14 protein-coding genes are annotated in these 17,969 nt (G+C 67.2%); 8 read left to right on the top strand and 6 right to left on the bottom strand.

Annotation, left to right across the window (positions count from 1 at the left end):
* The coding region (locus tag QZT59_RS10015; RefSeq protein ID WP_290815090.1) for an MBL fold metallo-hydrolase at positions 1 to 721 on the bottom strand (721 nt) is incomplete at its 3' end.
* 466 nt (positions 722 to 1,187) lie between these two features.
* On the opposite strand from QZT59_RS10015, the gene QZT59_RS10010 reads away from it, so the two are divergent.
* Positions 1,188 to 4,130 (top strand): lamin tail domain-containing protein, encoded by a 2,943-nt coding sequence (locus QZT59_RS10010; protein ID WP_290815087.1) that lies wholly within the window; start codon positions 1,188 to 1,190, stop codon positions 4,128 to 4,130.
* Between the two features lie 70 nt (positions 4,131 to 4,200).
* On the opposite strand, the gene QZT59_RS10005 is transcribed toward QZT59_RS10010, so the two are convergent.
* Positions 4,201 to 4,680 (bottom strand): histidine kinase, encoded by a 480-nt coding sequence (locus QZT59_RS10005; protein WP_290815085.1) that lies wholly within the window; start codon positions 4,678 to 4,680, stop codon positions 4,201 to 4,203.
* 143 nt (positions 4,681 to 4,823) lie between these two features.
* Between QZT59_RS10005 and QZT59_RS10000 the strand changes: the two genes are divergently transcribed.
* Together QZT59_RS10000 and QZT59_RS09995 are read left to right on the top strand one after the other, a co-directional pair.
* On the top strand, positions 4,824 to 5,741 hold the full coding sequence (locus tag QZT59_RS10000; RefSeq protein ID WP_290815082.1) for a YncE family protein: 918 nt from the start codon (positions 4,824 to 4,826) through the stop codon (positions 5,739 to 5,741).
* A 512-nt stretch (positions 5,742 to 6,253) separates the two neighbouring features.
* Positions 6,254 to 6,607 (top strand): hypothetical protein, encoded by a 354-nt coding sequence (locus QZT59_RS09995; RefSeq protein ID WP_290815079.1) that lies wholly within the window; start codon positions 6,254 to 6,256, stop codon positions 6,605 to 6,607.
* Between the two features lie 139 nt (positions 6,608 to 6,746).
* On the opposite strand, the gene QZT59_RS09990 is transcribed toward QZT59_RS09995, so the two are convergent.
* The 4 genes from QZT59_RS09990 to QZT59_RS09975 all read right to left on the bottom strand — a co-directional run bounded on the left by QZT59_RS09990 (position 6,747) and on the right by QZT59_RS09975 (position 12,317).
* Positions 6,747 to 7,364 carry a helix-turn-helix transcriptional regulator gene (locus QZT59_RS09990; protein WP_290815076.1) on the bottom strand — a complete coding sequence of 206 codons (618 nt, stop codon included), beginning with the start codon at positions 7,362 to 7,364 and terminating at the stop codon, positions 6,747 to 6,749.
* A gap of 1,069 nt (positions 7,365 to 8,433) precedes the next feature.
* Positions 8,434 to 10,389 (bottom strand): archaea-specific SMC-related protein, encoded by a 1,956-nt coding sequence (locus QZT59_RS09985; RefSeq protein WP_290815073.1) that lies wholly within the window; start codon positions 10,387 to 10,389, stop codon positions 8,434 to 8,436.
* A 78-nt stretch (positions 10,390 to 10,467) separates the two neighbouring features.
* Positions 10,468 to 11,106: a rod-determining factor RdfA gene (gene rdfA / locus QZT59_RS09980; protein WP_290815070.1), complete on the bottom strand. Its 639-nt coding sequence runs from the start codon at positions 11,104 to 11,106 to the stop codon at positions 10,468 to 10,470.
* 428 nt (positions 11,107 to 11,534) lie between these two features.
* Positions 11,535 to 12,317 carry an IclR family transcriptional regulator gene (locus QZT59_RS09975; protein WP_290815067.1) on the bottom strand — a complete coding sequence of 261 codons (783 nt, stop codon included), beginning with the start codon at positions 12,315 to 12,317 and terminating at the stop codon, positions 11,535 to 11,537.
* Positions 12,318 to 12,593: 276 nt separating this feature from the next.
* On the opposite strand from QZT59_RS09975, the gene QZT59_RS09970 reads away from it, so the two are divergent.
* From QZT59_RS09970 to QZT59_RS09950, 5 genes are all read left to right on the top strand, one after another.
* Positions 12,594 to 13,673: an Ldh family oxidoreductase gene (locus QZT59_RS09970; RefSeq protein ID WP_290815064.1), complete on the top strand. Its 1,080-nt coding sequence runs from the start codon at positions 12,594 to 12,596 to the stop codon at positions 13,671 to 13,673.
* A 108-nt stretch (positions 13,674 to 13,781) separates the two neighbouring features.
* Positions 13,782 to 14,396, top strand: coding sequence for a type 1 glutamine amidotransferase domain-containing protein (locus tag QZT59_RS09965; RefSeq protein WP_290815061.1), 615 nt, complete (start codon positions 13,782 to 13,784; stop codon positions 14,394 to 14,396).
* A gap of 70 nt (positions 14,397 to 14,466) precedes the next feature.
* A complete protein-coding gene (locus QZT59_RS09960; protein WP_290815058.1) occupies positions 14,467 to 15,870 on the top strand; it encodes an extracellular solute-binding protein in 1,404 nt (467 codons plus the stop codon).
* Between the two features lie 206 nt (positions 15,871 to 16,076).
* Entirely contained in the window at positions 16,077 to 17,036 is a 960-nt protein-coding gene (locus tag QZT59_RS09955) for a carbohydrate ABC transporter permease (protein WP_290815056.1), read from the top strand.
* Positions 17,033 to 17,969 (top strand): carbohydrate ABC transporter permease (locus tag QZT59_RS09950; protein ID WP_290815053.1); only part of this gene is annotated, 937 nt, incomplete at its 3' end. The genes QZT59_RS09955 and QZT59_RS09950, both read left to right, overlap by 4 nt.

Raw genomic sequence — 17,969 nt, 5'->3', positions numbered from 1 at the left:
CGCCGTCGTAGTCCTCCATGCTGTAGAGGACGTCCCGGAGGTGCTCGCGCGCCACGCGCTCGGAGGGCGTCCGCCCTTTCTTGTTCGCGTTCGTGCAGTCCTCGATGTAACAGAGGACGCCCTGGTCTTCCCGGCCGATCTCGCGGAACCGCTTCATGTCGATCGGGTCGCCGATGACCGGCGTGTGGTCCATGCGCTTGTCGAGCCCGTAGACGATCGCGCCCTCGGGCGTGTGAAGCACCGGGTTGATCGCGTCGATGATCGAGTGGGCGACGTTGACGAACTCGAGTTCGACCCCGTGGTCGCCGATCGTCATCGTCTCGCCCGGATCCATCTCGACCAGCTCGTTGTCGGCGCCGAACTTCTGTTCGTCCCGGAGCTCCTCCTCGACGAGCGCGATGGTGAACGGCGTCGCCACGACGGGCGCGTCGTAGCGGTGGGCCAGCTTCGAGATGGCGCCGATGTGGTCCAGGTGGCCGTGGGTCGGCACGATCGCCCGGACGTCGCCGTCGAGGTCGCTCATCACCCGGTCGTCCGGGATCGCGCCCATGTCGATCAGGTCGAGACTGTGCATCCCCTCGGTCTGGACGTTGTCGTGGATCAGGACCTTCGACAGGTTCAGCCCCATGTCGAAGATGACCACGTCGTCGCCCGCCCGCACCGCCGTCATCTGCCGCCCGACTTCCTCGTAACCGCCGATTGTCGCAATTTCGATTTCCATGGTGAACGCCGATCAGAGCGGTCCAAACGCGCGGTAATTCGCTCGAACGGACGCCAGGACGGACGCGCAGGTCGGGCGGGACCCGTTCGGTCGGGTTCGCCCCCGTGCGTCCTCCGTGACTCGTTCGCAACCGCGTCGCGGACAGCGCGTGTTTCGGTTGCGTGAACGCACTGGTCGCGGACGTATATACTCCCGGTTACGGCCCGGAGCGGCGGATATGGTCCGAGCCGTCGGCTACGGCCTGGTGCTCCGGCTATGGTCCGGAGCGCCGGCTATGGTCCGGAGCGCCGGCTATGGTCTGGTTCCCCAGTTACGGTCCGGAGCGTCGGCAGTCGCCGGGGGACGTCCCGCTCGTTCTGACGTCGGCCCGACGTCGGTATCGGTGACGGGACGGTCACCGTCGCGGGACGGTGGGCGTTACTGATCGTATGTTAGCTTATTGTCCGACGGTCTCGGAGCAGACCGTATGCGTCGGCGGGGAATCTTGAAAGGGATCGGTGGAATCGGGACGCTACTCGCGGCGAGTCGGACGGGAGCGACGGCAGCGGGCGACGGCCTGTCGATACGAATCGTCGAGACGAACGATCCGGTCCGGGCGGGGGACTTTCTCGACGTCGTCGCCGAAGTCGAGAACGCGACCGATTCGGACGAGCGACCGACGCTCGAGTTGTTCGTGGGCGAGGACCGGCGACTCTCGAAAACGACGACGATCGAGGCGGGCGAGTCGGCGACGCTCGACTTCAGCCACCGGACGTTTCCCGTCAGGGAGGACGTCGAGTTTCCCGTCGCCGTGGGCGGCGGCGGTGACCGGGCCGAACGCGTCGTCGAGGTCCGCGGGATCGACGAACTCGGGGCGGAGCAGCTGAGCCCCTCGCGCGAGCTCACCGTGCAACCGGGAACGGCGGTCCTCTTCGAGATCGAGTCGGACGCACTGGGCGAGCACGGCGGTCGAACGCACTGGTACCTCGAGAACGAGTACTCGGGCTGGTCCCACGGCCCGTGGAACTGGGCGTTCTACGAGGCTCAGGGGGCCGATCACTGGCGTCGAACGTTCGAATCGGCGGGGACCTACGGCGTTGCCGCGACGGTCCGCGGCGACGACGAGAACTACGCGGCGCGGTGGACCGTCGAGGTGGCGTCCGAGGGGGCGGGAGCGCCGACGATCGAGTCCGTCAGTCCGGAGCCCGGACCGCTGGAGCGCTCGAGCGGCGAAACGGTCGAACTGTCGGCCGACGTCTCCGACCCCGGCGGCGGTCTCGATCGCGCCGTCTGGTGGCTGAGCCACGCGGACGCGGTGCTGGGCGTCTCTGACCTCGACGGAGGGGCGGACACCGCCTCGATTTCGACCGACGAACTGTGCCACGGCTGTCCGATCGTTCTCTGGGTGATCAGCGAGCGAGGAACCGTCACCCGGGAGCACGTCTGGACCCCCAAGCTCGCGTACGACGGGCGGAGCCGCCTGCGGATCGTCGAGACGAACGACCCCGTCGAGGCGGGCGGATCTCTCGAGGTGACGGTCGACGTCGAGAACGCCACCGGTGGCGAGCTCGCCGAGACCGTCGAGCTCGTCGTCGGGGACGAGCGGGTGGACGAGCAGTCCCTGACGCTCGACCCCGACGGGACGGAGCGGGTGACGCTCGGGTACGAGACCTATCCGGTCGCGACGGACGTCACCTTCCCGGTCGTCGTTCGAAGCGAGAGCGATCGAGAGACGCGACCCGTCGACGTCCTCGCGGAGGCGGGCGCCGCGGAGATCACGATCCTCGAGACGAACGATCCGGTCGGCGCCGGCGAATTCCTCGACGTCGAGGCCGAGATCGCGAACGTCGACGACGCGACGATCACGGAGGACGTCCACCTCGTGGCCGGCGACCGGGTGGATGGCGAGTCGGTGACGATCGGGCCGGGCGAATCGGAGATCGTCACGCTGGGGTACGAAACCTACCCGGTGGCGGTCGACGTCGAATTCCCCGTCGAAGTGCGCGGTGACGGGCGGCGCGATAGCCGCACCGTCCGGGTCTACGCCGACGGGGCCCCGCCGACTTCGGTCGGCATTCTCGAGACGAACGATCCGGTCGACGCCGGCGACGTCCTCGACGTGACGACCGAAATCGAGAACGCGGGCGACGAGACGGTCACGGAGGACGTCGATCTCGTCGTCGGCGGCGAGCGGGTGGACGGCGCGTCGGTCACGCTCGCTCCCGGGGAGACGACCCGACTCGAGCTGGGCTACGAGACCTATCCCGTCGAGCGAGACGTCGAGTTCCCAGTCACCGTCAGGAGTAGCGGCGACGCCGACGAGCGCACCGTCGACGTCCGCGGCCGTGACGCCGATCCGGACGATGGCGACGCCGATCCGGATGAAGACGACGATCAGGATGACGGTCCGGATGAAGACGACGACCCGGACGACGACGAACGAGCCGACCCGACCGCCCTCGAGCTCGTCGAGTATCACATCCTCGGCGACGATCCCGACGAGGAGTGGATCAGGCTCCGAAACGGCGCGGCCGAGCCGCTTGACGCCTCCACCTTGCGCATCGAAGACGACGGGCTCGTGCCGGCCGGCACGCTCTCGCCGTTCGAGTTCCCCGGCGGATTCGCGCTCGACGCGGGCGCGGAGGTGACCGTCGTCACCGGCCAGGGGAGCGATACCGACGACACCCTGTACTGGGGGGTCGGGCGACACGTGTGGGACGAAGACGGCGACATCGTCTACGTCCGCGACGAGGCCGGAGAGGTCGTCCTCGAGGAGCCGATCGCCGCCGCGCCGGAGGAGGAGGAACCCGGAGACGAGGACGGGGAGCCCGACGACGATCCCGAAGACGGAGAGGCGGGCCCGGTGACGGTCGCGATCGACGAGACCAACGCCCCGGTCGAGGGTGGCGAGCAGCTGATGATACTGGCGAACCTGGCGAACAACGGCACCGCGGAAACGACCGAGACGGTCGAACTCGTCGTCGACGGCGAGGTGGTCGACTCCGGGTCGGTGACGGTTCCCGGCGAAGCGACGCAACTCGCCGAGCTTGGGTATGCGACCTATCCGGTCGCGCAGGATGTGTCGTTCGAGGTGACGGTGCGAACGGGCGACGATAGCGCCACCACGACCGTGGAGGTATTCGGCACCGAAGACCCGGACGACCCGCCCCAGGAGGAAGAGTCGGAGCAGCCCCCCGAGGAAGAACCTGAAGACGAACCCGAAGAGCCTCCCGAAGAAGAACCCGAAGAGGAAACCGAAGAACCTCCCGAAGAGGAAGAACCCGAAGACGAACCCGAAGAGCCCCCCGAGGAAGAACCCGAAGACGAACCTGAAGAGCCCCCCGAGGAAGAACCCGAAGAGCCTCCCGAAGACGAACCCGAAGAGCCTCCCGAAGACGAACCCCCCGAGGAGGAAGACGACGAATCCTAACGGCGGGTTCGCACGGGGCCGCAGCGACTCAGCGCAGCTGGGACCGGGGTCGGCGTCGCGGTTCGCCTCCTCAGGCGCGAGCCGAGAGCAGCGGGTAGAGCGCCCCCAGGATCGCGCCGAAGACGGCGTGGCCGACCAGGCTCGCCGGGTTGACGTCGGGGACCGGCGGACTCATCGGCGTCATCGCGCCCACCCACAGCGGCATGACGATCGACGCCGCGATCGCCCAGATGACGACGCCGTAGACGATTCCCAGTCCGATTCCCGAGGGGAGTCCCTCGGCGTACGCGGCGAGCGGATCGAAACGGGCGATCGCGGCGTAGACCAGCCCGAAGACGGCGCCGTTGACCAGGTGGATCCCCCAGCCGATCGCGAGGCTCGGGCCGAGTCCGAACATGCCGGGGATCGCCATCTCCAGGATGTCGGGCATCAGCAGTTGCATCATCGCCCCGAAGACGAGTCCGCCGGCGAGTCCCGCGATCGCCGCGCCCGCCCACACGTTCACCGTCGGTCGCGCCTCGTCGATGCCGGTCGCCGTTCTGGATGCCATGCATACGAACAGGTGACGGACGGTCAAGGCGCCGCGCCGCTCTGGCGTCCCGCTCGCACGACCGGGAGCGGAACGTCCACGCGCGATCCGGCGTCCGCTACCGGGAGGCCAACGCTTATCCGGCGCATGGGATACGTACGCCCATGAGCGATCGACTGGTCGTCCTCAACAAGGACGCAGACAGCGTCTCGTACATCGACGCGGAGACGGGCGAAACGACCGCCACCGTGGAGACGGACTTCAACCCCCACGAAATCGAGATCTCGCCGGACGGCTCGCGCTCGTACGTCACCTGCTCGCTCGGCGGCTCGCTGCTCGCGATCGACAACGAGCGTCACGAGGTCGTCGACCGCTTCGAGCACGAGCTGTTCGACTTCCCGCACGGCCTCGCGGTGCGGGAGTCCGCCGGCGAACTCTGGCTCGCCGCCACCTACAGCAGTCACGTGTTCGTCTTCGACGTCGAGACGATGGCGCTCCTCGAGGACTTCCCGACCTACCAGGACAAGTCCCACATGGTCACGTTCTCGCCGGACGAGGAACGCGCCTACGTGGCGAACATCGGCAGCGACACCGTCACCGTGATCGACGCCGACGACCGCCGGATCGTCGGCGACCCGCCGGTCGGCGAGAGCCCCGAGGGCATCGGCGTGGATCCGGACACGGGACGGGTGCTCGTCGCCAATCAGGACGACGGTCGCCTCTCCGTGCTCAACCCGGAGACCCTCGAGGACGAGAACATGGCGCTGCTGGGCGAGACGCCGATCCGGGTGATGCTCTCGCCAGACGGCCGCTACGCGTTCGTCCCGAACCGGGAGTCGAACGACGTCTCGGTGATCGACACCGAGCACGTCCGCGACGGCGAGCGCCGGCCCTGGGAGATCGCCCGGATTCCCGTGGGAATCTGGCCCGGCGGCACCGTCTTCGCCCCGGACGGCGAGCGCGCGTTCGTCGCCAACAACAAGACCAACGACGTCTCCGTCATCGACGTCGACGCCTTCGAGGCGGTCGACCGCTACGAGACGGACCTCCACCCCGACGGGATCGCGTACCTCGCCCGGTGAGCCGGCGACCTCGACACGCCGACGTCGGGGGCCCGGGTCGCCGCAGTTGGCCGATCGCCTCCGGCATCCGCCGCGGCCGGCCGATCGTCTCCGCCATCCGCCGCGGCCGGCCGATCGCCTCCGGCATCCGCCGCGGCGGCTCCGCGGAAACGGCCCCGAAAACGCCTCGCGTCGGTGGGGGCGGGGTGCCGCGGGAATCCGGGATCGGGCGACGCGGTCGAGGAGTCTGAGTTCCCTCGACGGGTCGAGGGGTCCGCGTTCCCCCGCCGAAACGTCGACCGCGTCGACCGAAATCTGGCGCCCGAGACATTCGGGGTCGGGCGCGGGCCGACCCCTCGTCGTACCAGTTCGGGATGGACGCGCGACCGTGCGATCGGCGACGGGGCCGCCGACCGAACGACGACGGCGGGTGCGACCCGTCGCCGACGACGAAAACGAGCGGCGGCGCGGCCGCCACGAGCCAAACTCTTTAGACACGGACGCTTTCCGCATCGGTCGGTTGGAAACGACTAGTGATCGACCGACGGGACGCGTACCGCGTGCTCGCCAGCGTCGACAGGCAGCTGGTGCTCCAGGAGCTGCTGGAGGCCGAGGGCGCCGTCGGCGTCGACGAGCTCGCGAGGCGAGTGGCCGCGCGACGCCACCGACTCCGGCCCGGGAAGGTCTCCGACGATCAGCTCTCCCGCGCCCGCGTCCGTCTGGTCCACGTCCACTTCCCCATGCTCGCCGACCACGGCCTCGTCACCGTCGACCGAGACGAGGACGACGTGACGCTCCCCGGCGGCGCCCCGCTCGATCGCGTTCTCGACGCCGGCGACCGTCTCGAGACGTGGCCGCCGGACGACCTGCTCGCCCAGCCCGGGTGAGCGACCCCGGCGAGACCACGGCACCCGTTCGCGGGGTCGACACTCGACGGCCGATGCGCACTTTTGCAGTCGTCACTCGACAGTTGATGCTCACTTCTGCAGTCGTCACTCGAGTGTCGTACCGACCGGCGGAGACCGCCTACTCGACGGCTCGAGCGAGCGAGCACGCGACGACCCCCACGGCGAGTCCGCCGACGGCGGCGGCCGTGACGGGGTGACCGGGCGACAGGAACAGGAATCCGAGGAGGTAGGCGAGCGCACCCGCGACGGCGAGGCCCGCGGCGTAGCCGTGCCACGGTCGTCCGTCGGGGTTGGTCTCCCCGTTCGCCACCGCCAGGTAGCGCTGGAGTTGCGCGGCGGCGTCCTCGTTCAACGCGATCGTGCCGCGATTCTTGTCGTAGTCGACGACGCCGGCGTCGTCGAGTTTGGGCAGGTGACCCTGGTAGAGCGCGACGTAGACGCGCTTTCGTTCGTCCGAGTGGAGCTGGTCGACGGTCGTGTCCTGTTCGAGGGCGGCGATGTGCTCGGCGAGCTCGCCGAGACTGACGGGGTCGGTGGTCCGGTCGAGGAACTCCAGCACGCGACGGCGACGCTCGTTCTTCAGCAGCGTGAACACCTCGTCGAGCGCCAGCGAGTCCGACTCGGACTCGCCGTCGGTCGCGCCGGGGAGGTCCGCGGTCGACGAATCCGCCGTTCGCTCGGCCGCTCGGTCGTCGTCCGCGTCGGCGCTCGATGGACGAGAGTCCGTGCGGCTCATCGTTGGCTCGATTCGTTCGGTCGGTCGGGGGGACGGCCCGTTCCGCCGGAGCGGTCGAACGATCGACCGCGGCGGTCGCGGGCCGAGACGTCGTCTCCTTGGTGGCGACTCGGGTCGAGTGCTGCGTAATGGGTTCGGTGAACGGTCATTGGGGTTGTTGCCTCACGATGTGCGATATTCGTGACGTCAACACCATCACCGTTAGTTACTGGTCCAAAATGTGTTGGGTGACCCGGCTCGGATCGAAACTGGTCTTCGGGAAATGGGTCGGCGACCGCCGTCCCCGGCATATCGACGCCCGCCGTAGCCGGGCGATCGACGCCCGCCGTAGCCGGGCGATCGACGCCCGCCGGATCGGCCGGGCCGCCCTGCACGGACGAGTGCCGTTCGGACGGGCCCCGCAGCTGCGATAGCGGGTGCGACGGCGGCGAGCTCGCGCTCGGCCGCGAGTCGCGGAACGGCGTGTCGAGCGGCCCGACCGGGGCGGTGGCTAGTCGGCGCGGGTACGAGTGGAAACCGCCCCTCCCGATCGAGACGCTCAGCAAACATATCTTCTATAATAGTATCCTATAATATGGATATGTGTCGATCCGATCCGGGATTCCGAGACCCGCGGCCGGCACACCGGAAATCATCTCCTCACCGTCTGGAAAGAGTGATATGGCGCCACGACCGCTTGATTGGCAGCAGGCGACGCGAATCGACGTGTAGATCGGCCGAACGAGGTTCTCACGCGGGCCATCGAAATCCGAGTGCGCACAGTCACGCCGAAAACCCCAAATATCCGTACGTTGCCGGCCCGAGCGTTCGAAATGCCGCCCGACTGTGCTGGGGATCACCGGCGGGAGCGCCGTCTTGATACCTAACACTTAAATATTGGTTTTTAGATACTATACAAATATAGTCGGATCTATGATAATCAGCGCCGCACCGATCAGATCGTGACCGAGACGAGGGTCCGAACGGCCGGCGTCGAGGAGTGAGAACGGCCGGTCGTACGCGTCGCGGACCGGCAGAAAAAGACGACGGCGTCGACGGGGGTGCGAAGCGGGCGGCCGCGACCGAGATGCTATATCTCCGTGACGATCTCGTGGGGTGCCTCGAGCGTCGCCGCATCCTCTCGGAGGAGGGCGACGACCACGTACGGGACGTGGGAATCGAAGTACTCGACGAGCGCGGCGATTCGGTCGGCGTCGATCGCCTCGAGAGAATCGAGCAGCACGAACGGGACCGTTTCGTGGACGTCGTGGACCAGGTATCCCGCCAGCGTGAACACCAGGCCGGTGACCTCGCGCTCGCTCTCGCTGAGGTGGTCGATCGAGTCCTCGTAGGCGGCGCCGTCGTCGGTGCGGCGAACGATCTTCAATTCGAAGCGCGATTCCGTCCGCCCTCCGCGACCCGTCCCGTCCGATCGGGCGGTTCGGTCGAGCCAGATGCGGTCCAGATTCCCGTAGTCGAGAAGCTCGAGGATGTTCGCCATGTGCTCGTTGAACGCCGCCACCGCCTCGGTTTCGATCCGATCGATCCGGGTCCGCAACTCCGCCAATCGCTCCGAGAGCTCCTCGCGGCGCGTCTCGAGACGCTCACGCTCCGCGAGACGGTCCTCGATATCGGCGATCCGTTCGTCCACGTCCTCGCGCTCCTGGGCGGTTCGCTCCAGCTCGAACTCCAGTTCGTTCACCTTGCGGTGGCGATCGAGCACCGTCGCCTGAACGTCCCGTTCGATTGTCTCGACCGCTTCCTCGAGTTCCCGTATCGCGGCGGTCAACGCGTCCCGATCGCCGGTCAGCTCGTCGAGGCGCTCGCGCCGCCGGGAGAGTTCGTCCTCCAGTTGCTCGCGTCGGCGCTTCGCGTCACGGTACTCGGATCGACGGTCCTCGATCTCCGCGAGGGTTCGCCGGCGGTCGTCCAGTTTCGCGTCGATCTCGGCTCGGCGATCGAGGCGGTCGGTCCGAACCGAACGGAGCTGCTCGATCGTCGTCTCGATCTGGGTTTGGGGGACTGACGAACCGCAGGTCCAGCAGGCGACCGTCGTCGAGTCCGCCAGCAGTTCGTCGGTCGGTGACCCCCCGTCCCCCTCGTCGGCGGTCAGGAACGCGCCAGGATCCTCGAGTAGTCGCTCGTTGAACGTGATCGCGTTCTGGAGTCGGCCGATCTCCGTCTCGAGCGAGTCCCGCTCGGCCTGCAGCTCGTCGATTTCCGCCTCCAGTCGATCGCGGTCGGGCTCCTCGCCGTCGCCGAACGAGCGGATCGTCGCCTCGACCGTCTCCCGTTCGTCCGTCAGCGCCTCGATGCTCTCGCGTTCGGTCTCGATCCGATCGCTGACGCGATCGAGTTCGGTCCGCGTCGACTGCAACTCCTCGAGCGTCGCCTCGAGCTCCGGCTGTTCGGCCCGCGCCTCACCAGCGTCACGGTCGGATTCCTCGAGCGCCGCCTCGGCCGCGTCGAGTTCCGATCGGAGGTCCTCGACGTCGCCCGTGAGTCGGTCCCGCTCCGACTCCAGGGCGGGCAGACGCGTTTCCAGCTCCGCTGGCTCGTCGAGCCGCTCGTCGATCCGGTCTTTTTGCTCGATCCGTCGGTCGATCTCCGCGCGGATTTCGTCCGTGTCGACGGGCCGCATGAGCAACTCCCTGAGTTCTGCGCCCCGGGCCACGGCCCGCCGCAGTTCGTTGGATTCGAGCAGGAACGCGAACAGGTCGGCGACCTCCGCGTCGTCGAGGTACGGCTCGCCGTCGGCGACGACGGTTCCGTTCTTCCGGGTCAGGGTGCGTCGGTAGGTCTCGTCGCCGAACTCGAGGACCGCGGCGGCCGACGTCGCGTCCGCCTTCACGTTGTCGACGTCGCTTCCGAGCGCCGCCATGATCGCCGTCAGCAGCGACGTCCTGTTCGTCGCGTTTCGTCCCGATAGGACCGTGATACCGCGCTCGAGCCGGACCTCCGTCCGGTCGATCCCGCCGACGTTCTCGACGTGGATCGTCGCGCTCTCGGGAATCGAGCGTTCGACCGCGATCGAATCCGCATCCATGGGGCCGCTAGTGCCCGCTTACAAGTTATACTTTTCACCCGCGCCAGCGGGTCCCGGTTCGGGTTCGGTTCGACGGCCTCACGACTCCGACGATCCGTCGCAGTGACAGCCGCCACGCTCCAGCAGGGTCCGCGCGGTGAACTGACCGTGACAGTTTTCGCACGCGATCGACACCGTGACGAGCACGTTGTATTCGCCGATCGACAGCAGGTCGGCGCGTTCCAGCTGATCGATCGTATCCGACGTCACCGCGGCCGTCCGCGACCGGAGCGCCCCGAGTCGATCGACTCCCCGCCGACGGCGCTCCTCGTCGCTCGGTTCCGCGAGCGACGCGCCGAGACAGCCGGTCAGGTGGTTGTGGACGGTCTGGTGGGAGACGAAATCCGATTCGACCCGTTCGACGGGCACGCCGTCCCGCTCGAGGTTCGTCCGGGTCTCGACTCGCGTTCCGCTGCTCACCCCGTCGTCGGTCAGCAGGCGGTAGACGTTCTCGACTTCCCCGTCTCGGTACCGGACGTCCGCCCGTTCCATCGCCACCCGGAGGATCGACTCGTTCACGTATCTCGCGAGTTGCCTCGTGCTGAACCGGTCGCCGGCGGTTCTCGTCCACCGGCGGACGAGGTCGTCGTCGAGCGCCGTGAGACCGTACCGACCCGCGGCACGGCCGATCTTGCACGAACAGGACGGCCCGTCTCCGGGTTGGTCCGACGCCTCCATAGCGACCGGTCGGTTTCGTCGCCACCGCTAAAAAGACTCCGGGGGCACGGGCCGAATCGAGCGCAGGATCCGAACCGGCCCGGCGTTCGACGGTTCGGAAACGCGGGCCGGCAGCGATTCGGTCGGCTCGGCGCCCAAACGCCGCTCGGGAAGCCGGCGATCTGACGGGGCCCGAATTACATTCGTACGGTTGTAAACAGAGGATCGGCGCCCGTCCGCGAATCGGTCGCACCGAATTCGCGACCGGGAGGCGAGCCGCGGGCCGTTCTCGACACCGACCGTTCCGCAACCGAATTTACAGTCATATTCCCGTAAAACTCGGGCGATTCGGGAGCCTCGCCCCTCGTGTAGGGAGCGGAACGGGACGGGAGACGCCACCGGAGGCCGGAGATACCGCGCGATCTCGCGAGTCGCCCCGGGCGGGCCGTTCAATAGTGTTGAAAACGAAGTTCGATGACGTTTACCGAGCTCTGGATCGTGTCGACGAGGTTCGGTTCCTCGAAGTCCCGGTCTATCCGACTCTTCGGACCGGAGATCGAGACCGCCGCGACGTCCCCGTCGGTTTCGGCGGTTCTGATCGGAACGCCGATCGCCTTGATCCCCTCGCGGCGCTCCTCGTCCTCGACGGAGTAGCCCCGCTCGCGAACCGTCTCGAGTTCGTCCAGAAGGGCCTCGCGATCGGTGACCGTCCGTCCGGTCGCCTCGGGGAGCCCGTGCTCGTCGACGATCTCGTGGACGCGTTCGTCGGAGAGGTCGGCGAGCATCGCCTTCCCCAGCGCGGTCCAGTGCATGTGCGTGAACTGCCCGGTCGGCGAGTTATCGAAGACGCCGTCGGGTGATTCCGAAGAGTACAACAGAACCCGCTTCCCGCCCTCTTCGACGCCGAGGGTCCCAACCTCCCCCGTTTCGCGCGAGAGTTCGTCGACGACCGGCCTGGCGACCTGGTAGATGTCCATCTCCTGTCTGATCCTGCCGCCGTGAGCCAGAAATCGGAGGCCGAGACGATACTCGGTGCCCTCCTGGACCACGTATCCCGCGTCCCGAAGCGTTTGCAGGTAGACGTGGGTCGTACTCTTCGGGAGGTCCATGGACTCGGCGAGCTCGGAGACGCCGGCGCCGCCACGGGATTCCAGTTCGTCGACGACGTCGAACGCCGTTCGAAGGGACTGAATTCGGTTTTCGCGTGGTCCGCTCGACCGCGATTCCGTCATGTGAGAGCATTCAACATGATTGTAAATAAAGGTTGGCGAGCGAGAGCGCGTCGCACGACGACGCGCGGCAAAGTACGGAAAACCGGGTGCGAAGCGCTCGATCGGTCCGACGGTGTCGACCGGCGTCCGGATCGCCGACTCGAGCGATCGGATGTGTTCAACGATGGTGAACGCCACCGGCGCCAGCGCGTCGGTCGTTCCGGTCGAAACCCGGAGCGAAATGGTAATCCGTTCTATAATAACATTGATGTGACTCGGTTCGATAGAGGAATACGGATGACTGACACTGGTACGCACAGCCGTGGGAGCAGGTACCGGCTCGACCACGGCGAACTCGAGGAATTCGTCTTCGGCGTCCTCCGATCGGCCGGGGTCGATCGGGAGCCGGCGGCGACCATCGCCGAAGCGCTGGTCCGGGCCGACCTTCGCGGGGTCGACTCTCACGGCGTCGCCCGACTACCGGCGTACGTACGGAACGTCGAGGCCGGGGGATTCGAGCCGTCGCCGGCGGTGACGGTCGATCGATCGACCGACTCCGTCTTTCTGGTGGACGCCGACGGCGGTCCGGGACAGCACGCCGGCGCGGTCGCGATGGAGCGGCTCATCGAGACCGTCGACGAGACCGGCGTCTCGCTGGCCGCCGTCTCGAACAGCAACCACTTCGGAACGGCCGCCTACTACACGGAGCGTGCCGCCGAGCGGGGTTACATCGGGATCGCGATGACGAACGTCGGCCCGGACGTGATTCCCTTCGGCGGCCGGAACCCGTTCTTCGGCACCAACCCGCTCTCCGTCTCGGTCCCGACCGACCGCGACTTCTCGATCACGCTCGACATGGCGACGAGCGTGGTCGCGATGGGCAAGATCGACCACGTCGCCAAGGCGCAGAACGCGGAGATCCCCGCCGAGTGGGCGGTCGACGAGCACGGCGAGCCCACGACCGATCCACACGAGGTTGCCGCGCTCAGGCCCGTCGGGGGGCCGAAGGGGTACGGGCTGGCGCTGATCGTCGACGTGCTCTGCGGACTGCTGTCGGGGGCCGGACCCAGCCCCTCGGTCGGACCGCTGTACGGCGACTACGACGAACCCATGGACCTCGGACACTTCTTCGGCGTCATCGACGTGAGCGCGTTTCGCGACCCGGCCGCGTTCGCCGTCGACGTCGGCGACCTCGTCGACGCGCTCAAGGCCCAGCAGACGGCGGACGGAACCGACGAGATCATGCTGCCGGGCGAGATCGAGACCAGGACCATGGAACGACGCCGCTCCTCGGGGGTCCCCGTCTCCGAGTCGGTGTACGACGACCTGCGCGGACTGGGAGAGCGCTACGAGGTCGCGCTCCCGGACGGGCGGTGATTCCCGCGCCGTCGATCCGAGCCGAGACGCGGCCGCGGCGGCGTGGAGACCGACCGTTTCGCGGAAGCGGGGGTGAACTTATGAGAGGTGCGAACATACGCCAACCCGATGTTCGATAGTACACCGATCGACGACGCGACTATCGCGATGATCGTCGGCCAGGAGTTCGAAGACGTCGAGTTCGAGTTCCCGTTGCTCGCGCTCAGCGAGCTGGGCGCCGACATCGAAGTCGTCCCGATCACGCGGGGCCAGTCGACGCGACCCTACCTGGAAGACAAGATCGTCACCGGTCGGTTCGGCTCGCCGTGCCCGCCGAACGTGATGGAGGAGGGCAACCGGTACGCCGTCACCGACTTCGAGGACCTGTCGGTCGACGACGTCGACTGCGTGTTCTTCCCCGGCGGGTTCTCCCCCGACAACCTCCGGATCCTGGAGGACGTGCTGGAGTTCACGCGGCGGGCCCACGAGGCGGACAAGGTCATCGCCGCGATCTGTCACGCGCCGTGGATCCTGATCGACGCGGGCGTCGTCGACGGACAGCGGATGACCTGCTACCGGGCGATCAAACACGACGTGATGAACGCCGGCGCGGAGTACGTCGACGAACCGGCCGTCCGCGACGGGAACGTCGTCACCGGACGCGTCCCCGACGATCTCCCGCAGTTCTGCCAGCTGCTCGCCGAGACGCTCGCCGAGCGCGAAGCCGAATCCGCGGCCGTCTGATCGCCGAGACCGGGGGACGTCGAGGACCAGCGACCAAAGTTTTATATCCTAGAACAATCATCCTCCAAGCATGCCACGGAGTGCCAAGGCTGCGCGCAGGGGGAGACTATCGAGCGGGTCCCGCCGACGATTCCTGACGGTCGCCGGCGCGGCCGGCGCGGTCGGGGTCGCCGGCTGCCTCGGAGGCGGCGACGACGGGATGGCCCAAGACATCCCGGGCGACTGGCCGGATCTGAGCGGCGAGCAAATTTACTACCTCGCCGAGTCGTCGGATCGAGAGTACCAGGCGTTCTGGCAGGACGTCGCGAACCGCTTCCAGGCGGCGACCGGTGCCGAGGTCACGATCGAGTTCGCGGGGCACGCGGAAGGCTACCGCGATCGGCTCATCCAGTCCATCCAGGCGGGCGACCCGCCGGACGTCACCCACGCGTCGCTCAACATGGCGTCCTCGCTGGGCCAGCAGGGCCAGCTGGCCGACCACGGCGAGGTGATCGACTACTGGGAGGACGTCTGGGACGACGAGTACGACGATCAGTTCCGCATCGAACTCGAGGGCGAGGACAAGTACCTGCCGCTGCACGCCAACGTCTTCTGTAACTGGTACCGCGACGACGTGTTCGACGTCGAGCCGAACACCTGGGAGCGAGAGCTGGAGATGGCCGCCGAACACGACGAGGGGGAGGGCGGCGCGCGCGGGTACTTCATGCCCATCGAGGTCGGGCTGTGGGCCAACGACATGAAGCTGCTCACCGACGGCTGGACGCTCGGCGCGAACGTCTTCTCGCGCAACGGCGACGGGGACCTCGAAGTCGTCCTCGACGAGGGAGAGAACGTCGAGCTCTGGAGCGAGGCGCTGGCCCATCACGAGGAGCTCTACGAGTACTCGAACGACAACCTGGACGCTTCCTACGAGGAGCTGTTCACCGCCCTCGGAACGGAGTCGGCCTACCAGGCTCACTGGGTCGGGACCCACCTGAAGATCCACTCCCTCGAGATGCCGGTCGCCGAGAACATCACCCAGACCGCGCCGGCGGTACCCGAGGGGATGGATCGCCGGATGTGGGGGAACATCCAGGGACAGGCGGTGCTCGCCGACGGGAACGTCGAGGTGGGAACGGAGTTCCTGAAGTTCCTCGCCCACCCGGAACACTGCATGGGGTACTTCTTCGCGGAGGACCTCCAGCAGGACCCGATCCTCTCGGCGATCCCGGACCACGAGCTCTTCCAGGAGAACTGGGAGGAGATGAGCGCCGACAGTCCCTGGCGGGATTCCGACCTCAAGTACGAGCGGCTTGCCGAAGCCGAGTTCGTCGACTGGGGGACCGAGGTCGACCCCGTCAACCCGTACGCGTTCGAGGTCAACACCAGTCACCCGATGGGACAGCTCGTCAACAACGTTCTCGCCCAGGAGATGGGCCACGAGGAGGCGTTGTCGTCGGTCGCGGACGAGCTGCGCGACCTGACGAGCGGGTGAGTCCGCGACCTCTGACCGGTGACCGGGGGCGATCGGCCCCGGACGACCGAAACACGTTTTAGACGAGTCCGACGAACGATAGATATGAGATAACATGACAGGGTTCGCAGGTGGACGAGACGCATGACGGAAACGTCAGGAAAACGAACGGCCGCGAGGGCGCCGGCTCCCGATCGTCGGCGAGGAGTCGACCGGAGGTGGCGTGGATGGCGGACGTGAGGACGGCGATCCGGGACCGGATCCCCGTCGATCGGGAGCGACGCGACCGACTGTACGAGTTCCTCTCCCGGCGCCGGATGATGATCGGGATGACGGTCCTCCCGGTGGCGCTGTTGTTCGTGTTGATCCTCGCCTTTCCGATCCTGTGGGCGATCTTCGCGAGCTTCCACGACATCCACGCCTTCGATCCCGAGTGGACCTGGGTCGGACTCGAGAACTACGCGGAGTACCTGCTTCACGACGCGCTGTTCCGGGAGACGCTGTGGCTGTCCGTGACGTTCGCGGCCGCCTCGGTCGCGATCCACGTGGTGGTCGGGACCGCCGTCGCGCTCTTGTTGACGAAGGCATTCCCGTTCAAGAAGTTCGTGAGCGCCGTGCTCTTTCTCCCGTTTCTCATCCCGACGGCCATCCTCGGGTTCGGAGTCGGCTACATGATGAACTCCACGTTCGGGATCGTCAACTGGCTGCTCGTCGACCTCGGCATCCTGTCGTCGACCAGGGGCTGGTTCGGGAACCCCGATACGGCCCTGTACGTGGTCGCGGTCGTCAACAGCTGGAAGTTCTACGCGCTGGTGACGATCATGGTGTACGCCCGCCTGCAGTCGATCCCGGACGCCCACTACGAGACCGCGAAGATGATGGGCGCGAACGCCTGGGAACGGTTCCGCGACGTGACGCTGCCGAACCTCAAAGGCGTGCTCTTCCTGGTCGTCCTGCTGGACAGCATCTGGATGTTCTTCAAGTTCGACATCATCTGGATCCTCACCCAGGAGGGGCCCGCCGGCTCGACGCGCATCTCCGTCGTCTACGCCTACGAGATCGCGTTCCAGCGGACGGCCCTCGGCGACGCCGCGGCGATCTCGGTCATCCTGTTCACGATCGTCGCCGCCGGCGCGCTCGTCTACTTCTACGTCCTCGAACCGGAAGAGGAGGTGCGTGCCGAATGAGCCGAGGAACCGACGACGGCACCGTCGGCGAGGGCGGGCCGCGACGGCCGACCGACGGCGGCGGAACAGGAACGAGATCGGTCGCCGGGTCGGCGTCGGAGACCGCCGCCGGGTCGGCGAAAGCCGACGGCGGGACGGCGACCGTCGATCCGACCGGGATCGGTGGCGAGACGGGGGCGAGCATCATGGACTACCGCGGGTCGATCCCGCTGTGGCGGCAACTGTCGTACCCGCACCGTCGCCTGATCCGGCGGTCGATCCTCTACCTCGCGGTCGCGGCGCTCACGCTCGTTATTCTGTTCCCGGTCCTCTGGATACTCACGTCCGCGATCAGGCCGATCGGCGAGGTCGTCACCAGAAACCCGTCCCTCATCCCGACGGAGGTGACGACGTCGCACTTCCGGGAACTCTTCTTCGACTCGCGGTTCCCGATCTATCTGCGCAACACGGTCATCGTGACCGCGGGCGTGGTCGTCCTCTCGACGACGTTCGCGACGCTCGGCGGCTACGGGCTGACCCGCATCGACATTCCCCGCAAGCGGACGTTCGCGCGCGGGGTCCTGTTCACCTACATGTTCCCGCCGGTGTTACTGGCCATCCCGATGTACATCCTCTGGAGCAACATCGGGCTGCTCAACACCTACGTCGGGCTGATCCTGGCGATCACCGCGCGGGTGCTGCCGTTCTCGCTGTGGTTGATGTGGAAGTTCTTCCTGAACGTCCCCTACTCGCTCGAGGAGTCGGCCCAGATGGCCGGCGCGACCAGGTTCCAGGCGTTCAAGGACGTCGCGCTTCCGATGGCCAAGCCCGGGATCATCGCCGTCGCCATCCTCGCCTTCGCGTTCGCGTGGGGCGACTACACGATGGCGCTGATCCTCATGACCGATCTGGACATGTTCGTCATCACGACGGGCATCGAGGCGAGCTTCTTCG

The sequence above is a fragment of the Halovivax sp. genome, from assembly GCA_007119345.1.
Lineage (GTDB): Archaea > Halobacteriota > Halobacteria > Halobacteriales > Natrialbaceae > Halovivax.
The sequence above is the reverse complement of the archived record's forward strand: the minus strand, read 5'-3'. Positions and strand labels throughout refer to the sequence as shown.